Consider the following 5,790-nt stretch of genomic DNA (forward strand, 5'->3'; position numbering starts at 1 on the left):
GTGCAGTTGTGCGTGATCGCCATGGCGGCCTGACAAGGCCGGCAGAGAAGCTTGCCTTCAAACCGGCCGGCATTGATACGGCAGAAAAACACTACCTTGCTGTCCAGGGGCGCACCGCATCCGGCGCAACCCCGGGAATTCGCGCCCGGTCTCCAAGCCGATCCGGACTTTTTCGGAAGCGGATCAATCCCGAATCGGGCTGCGTAGTCCGGCGCCGAGGGCCGGTGCTGCGCAGCCAACCGCTGCGCAAATTCCCTCAGCGTTTCAGGGGAGATCAGTTTAGCGACCCCAAGGGGATTCCCGTTCTCATGGCCGAATTGGTCCAGACGGGTGCCGAACTGGTCCATTTTCAGGATGTTCTGTTCTCCGGTCGGTCTCAAGAGCGAGCATTCCGGGGAGACCAGAACCCAATGATGGTAGTTGCGGCTAATCGGGATGCCCATACGCCGGGGCGCAAGGTCCAAGGCATTGATGATGGCCTCCACGACCAGGGCGTGCCGTTGGCTCCGTTCGACCGGCGATTCAATCCCCTTCCAAAACGACCGGGTTCTGATCTCGAACTCGCCGTGTTCGTTCACGCGCAGGGCGGTGGTGACGTTCCTGCTTTCGATCAGGATAACATCAAGGAACCGGTCAATGAGCAGGTGATCGATTTGGGCAACTCCACCTTCATGCTCCAGGCGCAGGTCATGGAGGACCGCATAATTGTTTGAGTCCCGCAGTTTGAAGTTGATGTAGTAGGCAGCCTTCTCCTCCCCTTGGGCGCCCGTTTTGGTCTGCTTGATCTCGTCCTGGACCTCGTCTCGTTGCCCGGCAGAGAGCTTTGCCGTCCCCAAGAGGTGATGAAGCTCTTCAAGCTGTAACTCGATCCCGTCTTTCTCTTTGATCAACATGACACGTCATCGGTAGCCCTCGCAAGACAGCTATGGCCGGAACGGAACCAGCCCGCCGCGGCAAGCCCGATCAGGGTTTATCGGCGGGCAGCCGTCTGAATTTAGCCTCATTGCATACCGAAGAGCGCGCCCCCGGAATGGGGACGGGTCGGAACCGCAGGCGCAGGACGACTGAAGATGCCCTTTTGGGCCCCGGTCCGGACGGCCTGATACGCCGGTGCACCGATGCCGGGATGCCAAGCCGAACACCGGAGGCGCACACCAACCTCCCGGCCGGATTATAACCCGGGCAGGCGGGAAGCCGCCTAGAACTTGTCCGGTGTCTGCAACAGTTTTTGCACTTCAGGGCTATGATAATTGTCCGCAGTGATCAACACCGGCGGCAGTTCCACCTTCTTATTCTGGACCGCGATCTTCTTACGCGCCTGATCAATGTAACCGACGCCCTGGTAGCCCATCTGGTAAGGATCCTGCGCAATGATCGCCTGGATCGTCCCGCTTTCGAAGAGCGGCAGAACTTCCGGGCTCGGATCAAACGTCACCACCTTTACCTTGTTCTCGAGTCCCTTGGCTTTGATAGCCTGGCAAACGCCGACTGCGGTCGGGGCGCAGGCCGAGAAAAACCCGGCGATGCCCGGATTACCATTGAGCAGATCCCCCGCGATGTTCATTGAGGCAGCGGCATCAGCGTTCGTCCACTGAATCGGGAGCACCTTCATGTTAGGAAATTTGGCGATCGCATCGTTGAACCCGGTGCTCCGTTTTGAGCTGACCGAACCGGCCTGGATTCCCAGATTGCCGACGAGACCTTTTTCGCCGAGAAGTTTCGCCATTTCCATCCCGGCTTTATAACCTCCGTCATAGTTATCGCAGGTGACGCTCGCCGCGGGAAGATCACTGTCGATGCCCGAATCAACCATGACCACAGGAACGCCGTCGCTGATGGCGTCCTGAACCGGAGGAATCAGGCCTTTGGAGTCGAGGGCTGCCAGGAGAATACCGGCGGGCCTGGATCTCGCAATGTTACGGACGAGGTCCACCTGGCTCGCAATTTCGGTTTCCGTAGCGGGGCCTTGATAGTCGATGTTGTAGCCCAGTTCCTTTGCCCGGTCCTTGGCCCCTTTTACGAGAAACAGGTAGAAGGTTGCTGACGTTGATTTGGGGATGAACACGACGGTCCCCTGGCTTTGTGCCTGGGCGAGCAGGCGGCCGGCGCCGCCGAGGGTGAGAAGGATGAGGCTGGAGACAGGTAGAATGAGGGAGAGAACCTTTTTCATTCCGAGAGCTTTCTGTACCGGTTTGACCGCAGGATTTTTTCGGGAGGGGGAACGATCGGCAGAGACGATCCGTTTTCGGATCATACGTTCCGTTTATGGGACTTCAATATAAAACATTCCAAGGCCCGGGCAATGCTATCGCTGCCTGCGCAACTGATCGACCGAAACGGCCGCGATGATCACCGCGCCATTCACGACGTACTGCCAAAAGGCATTCACGCCCAGGATATTCAGGCCGTTTCTGATCGTGGTCTCGATCAGCGCCCCGATCAGCGTCGCCAGCACGTTACCTTCCCCTCCAAAGAGGCTGGTGCCGCCAATCACGACGGCGCCGATCGCCAGGAGTTCATAGCCGGTGCCGCCGGCCGGCTGAATGGTAGCAAGCCGGGCGGATTCGATGATTGACGCCACGCCGCAGAGCAGGCCGCAGCCGGTGTAGATCGCCAACGTGACCAGCCGCAGGTTAATCCCGGACAACATTGCGGCCTCGGCATTGCTGCCGATGGCGTAGGTGAACCGACCGAACCGGGTATACTGCGCAATCACAAAGAGCACGGCGAAAACCAGGAGAAGAATGATCGTTGGAACCGGGATGATGTTTAACAGCCTTCCTTGGCCGATCCACAGGTGCCGCGGATCGAGGCCAAAGATGGGAATGCCTCTTGAAAAGATCAGGGCCAACCCTCGAGCCATACCCATCATCCCGAGCGTGGCAATGAAGGATGGGACGCGGAGCCGGGTAATAAAAAATCCGTTCGCAGCCCCCAACGCCCCGCCGACGAGGATCGTGGTGAGCAAAGCCAGGGCCAGATTAGACGTACGCTGGTACATCAGCCCGCCGACCACACCGGAACAGGCAAAAATCGCGCCGACCGAGAGGTCGATCCCGCCGGAAATGATGATCAGGGTTTCGCCCGCGGCAATGATCCCTACCACCGCGGTCTGCAACGTGATTTCGGAGATGTTGCCAACCGTGAAAAAGTAGGGTGAAAGCAGAGACAACACGATCCACATCGAGATCAGGATCAGCAACATCGAAACCGCCTGGTTGCCGATCACCTTACGGGCCCTCTCAAAGGCCAAGTTTGGCCGTTCCGGCGTTTCCATCACGGTTTCTCAGCGAAGGCTCTCAGGCGGTGCGGGTCGAAGCCGGAGGCATGCATCACGATTGGTGCAGATTTAAGGGGACCGGCTAAACCCGGGGTGAACTCATGCTATACTGCATGATCTCTTGTTTGGAGGTTTCTCGCGGGTTCAACTCGGCGACCAGCCGGGATCGCGCCATGACGAGGATACGGTCCGCCACTTCCAGGATTTCACCTATGTCGCTTGAGATGAACACCACGGCCCGGCTCGGCCCTTCGGTGAATCGCCGCACCAGCTCATAGAACTCTTCGCGGGCGCCGACGTCGATCCCGATCGTCGGTTCGTCGAGAATCAATAGTTTGCAACCGGCCTCCAGCCACTTGCCGAGAACCACCTTTTGCTTGTTTCCCCCGCTCAGGTATTTGACCGGCTGAAAGATATCCCGCGTTCTGATCTTCAGTGACGCCACCATTTTTCTGACCAGGATTCTCTCGGAGCGACGACTGAAAAGGACGCCCTTCAACTTTGCGAGCAACGCCAGCGTCACGTTTTCTCTAACACCCAGGTTGAGGCACAGCCCTTTACTATCCCTGTCTTCGGGCAGGTAACCGATCCCGAGCTTCACCGCGTCCCGGGGACGATGTATCTCCACTTTGCGCTCGTTCAGGTAAATGCTGCCTGCGGTGATCTTATCCGCGCCGAAGATCGCCCGTGCGAGTTCCGTTTTGCCCGAGCCGACGAGGCCGGTGATCCCGAGAATCTCGCATTCGCGTACCGAGACCGTTAACGGGTCAGGCAAGTGTCGAGTACTGATGCCCTTTGCGGATAGAACCTCCCGGCCCCCGGAGGCGCTCCGGCGCACCGGATTCGCGCTTAATTCCCGTCCGATCATGAACCCGATGATATCCTTGACGTCCGTGGCTCTTAATCCGGCGGTTACGACCGTCCTGCCGTCGCGCAGAATCGTCACGCGGTCCCCGATCTGTTTTATTTCCTCTAACTTGTGCGACACATAGATAATCCCGATGCCTTCGGATTTCAGCTGCAGAATGATGCCGAAGAGCGCTCCGATTTCTTTTCCACTCAGGGCCGCCGTCGGCTCATCCATGATGATGACGCGGGCGTTCTTGGAGAGCGCAATCGCGATTTCCAGCATTTGCTTTTTCGCGACGCTCAGCTCTCTAACCTGCAGCCTTGGATCGATTGAGAACTTGATCTTCGCGAGGGCGGCCTCAGCCTGAGCGTTGGTCGCCCGCCGGTTGATGAATGCTGACGGCCGGCTGGTCAGATTTCTGAGCGCCACGTTTTCCGCAACGCTCAGGTGGGGAACCAGGTGAAAATTCTGGTATATGGTCACGATGCCGAGATCCTCGGCGATTTTAGGATTATAGTTCGGGCCGATTTTGTGCCGGTCGAGGATGATAGTTCCGGCATCCAGGCGGTAAGCCCCGGAAAGAATTTTGATCAGCGTGGACTTGCCGGCTCCGTTCTCGCCTAACAGGGCGTGTACTTCGCCTTTATAAAGGTCGAAGTTAACGTCCCTGAGTACGGGGACTCCGTAAAATGCTTTGTTGATGTTCTGGAGTTGTAAGATGCAATCCACGATGGAGGGGTTCCGGGGGGCGGCGTCCGCGTTGACCCGAACTATAGGGAAGTCCTGGGGCAAGATCAATGCACGGTGGTATAATGCGGGCATGAGCGGATCGGGGGACCGCAAGCACCCGTTGCGAGATGCCTTGCTTGAGCTGCCGGACTTGCCTCGTTTGTCCAACGAGATTCGCGCCGTGCTGCAGGCGGAGAACGTACGCCGGCAAGCCTTTCGGGACGCGTTGCGGCCGGACGAGAAGGCCGAGTTTATCAACGGCGTGGTGCTCTATCATTCACCGGCATCGCTCCGGCACCTGCTGGTCCATAAGCACATGGCGCAAATGCTGAGCCTCTACGCCACCCGCCCGATTCAGGGTTGGTCCTCGACGAGAAGGCTTTGTGCGCCTCTTCCCGTAACGATTACGAGCCGGATGTGGTGTTTTTCGCAAAATCCCGCGCCCGGGCGTTCACCCCGGACCAGTCGCTGTTTCCCGTGCCGGACCTGGTGGTCGAGGTTCTTTCCCCGTCGACCCAGGCCAACGACCGTGGCGTTAAATTCGACGACTACGAGCGCAGCGGGGTCCGGGAATATTGGCTTATCAATCCGGAACGGCGGACGGTGGAGATTTTTCATTGCAAGGAGGGACGTTTTGAGCGGCAAGGCGCCCACGCGAGCGGAAGCTTGGAATCGCTGGTGCTCACCCGTTTCAAGGTTGAGATCGCCTCATTGTTTGACTCTTGACATCCTCCCCGGCATGAATGCCGGAGATTCCTACGGGATTACGCTGCATGGCGTAACCCTTCGGCGGGTTCGTGCTTCGCCGAGGCTGCCACGGTTGCCCGTGGCCTTACGTCCTCTCCACACGCTAAAACGGCATGCCCTGCCGCTAAAATGTTTTGGGCTGCATTCAGGTCGGCGTTCTGAATGTAGCCGCACGCCACGCAAG

General features: G+C 58.3%; 5 protein-coding genes and 1 pseudogene. 1 reads left to right on the forward strand and 5 read right to left on the reverse strand.

The genetic code is table 11. From position 1 onward, the window contains the following. The 4 genes from JO015_14720 to JO015_14735 form a co-directional block, all read right to left on the reverse strand. Positions 1 to 893 (reverse strand): NERD domain-containing protein (locus JO015_14720; GenBank protein MBW0000351.1); only part of this gene is annotated, 893 nt, incomplete at its 3' end. Positions 894 to 1,198: 305 nt separating this feature from the next. Beyond that, positions 1,199 to 2,170, reverse strand: a complete 972-nt coding sequence (locus JO015_14725; GenBank protein MBW0000352.1) for an ABC transporter substrate-binding protein — start codon at positions 2,168 to 2,170, stop codon at positions 1,199 to 1,201. Between the two features lie 135 nt (positions 2,171 to 2,305). Continuing rightward, positions 2,306 to 3,277, reverse strand: coding sequence for an ABC transporter permease (locus tag JO015_14730; GenBank protein MBW0000353.1), 972 nt, complete (start codon positions 3,275 to 3,277; stop codon positions 2,306 to 2,308). An 85-nt stretch (positions 3,278 to 3,362) separates the two neighbouring features. Then, positions 3,363 to 4,859, reverse strand: a complete 1,497-nt coding sequence (locus JO015_14735; GenBank protein MBW0000354.1) for a sugar ABC transporter ATP-binding protein — start codon at positions 4,857 to 4,859, stop codon at positions 3,363 to 3,365. 360 nt (positions 4,860 to 5,219) lie between these two features. Between JO015_14735 and JO015_14740 the strand changes: the two genes are divergently transcribed. Beyond that, on the forward strand, positions 5,220 to 5,585 hold the full coding sequence (locus tag JO015_14740) for a Uma2 family endonuclease (GenBank protein MBW0000355.1): 366 nt from the start codon (positions 5,220 to 5,222) through the stop codon (positions 5,583 to 5,585). Between the two features lie 104 nt (positions 5,586 to 5,689). Here the strand turns inward: JO015_14740 and JO015_14745 are convergent. After that, positions 5,690 to 5,790, reverse strand: a pseudogene (locus JO015_14745) (transposase).

This window comes from Verrucomicrobiota bacterium (assembly GCA_019247695.1).
Classification (GTDB): Bacteria; Verrucomicrobiota; Verrucomicrobiia; order Chthoniobacterales; family JAFAMB01; genus JAFBAP01.

Excerpts from the sequence above, each read along its gene's own strand:
- JO015_14725 (MBW0000352.1), bottom strand. The coding sequence starts at position 2,170 with ATGAAAAAGGTTCTCTCCCTCATTCTACCTGTCTCCAGCCTCATCCTT.
- JO015_14730 (MBW0000353.1), bottom strand. The coding sequence starts at position 3,277 with ATGGAAACGCCGGAACGGCCAAACTTGGCCTTTGAGAGGGCCCGTAAG.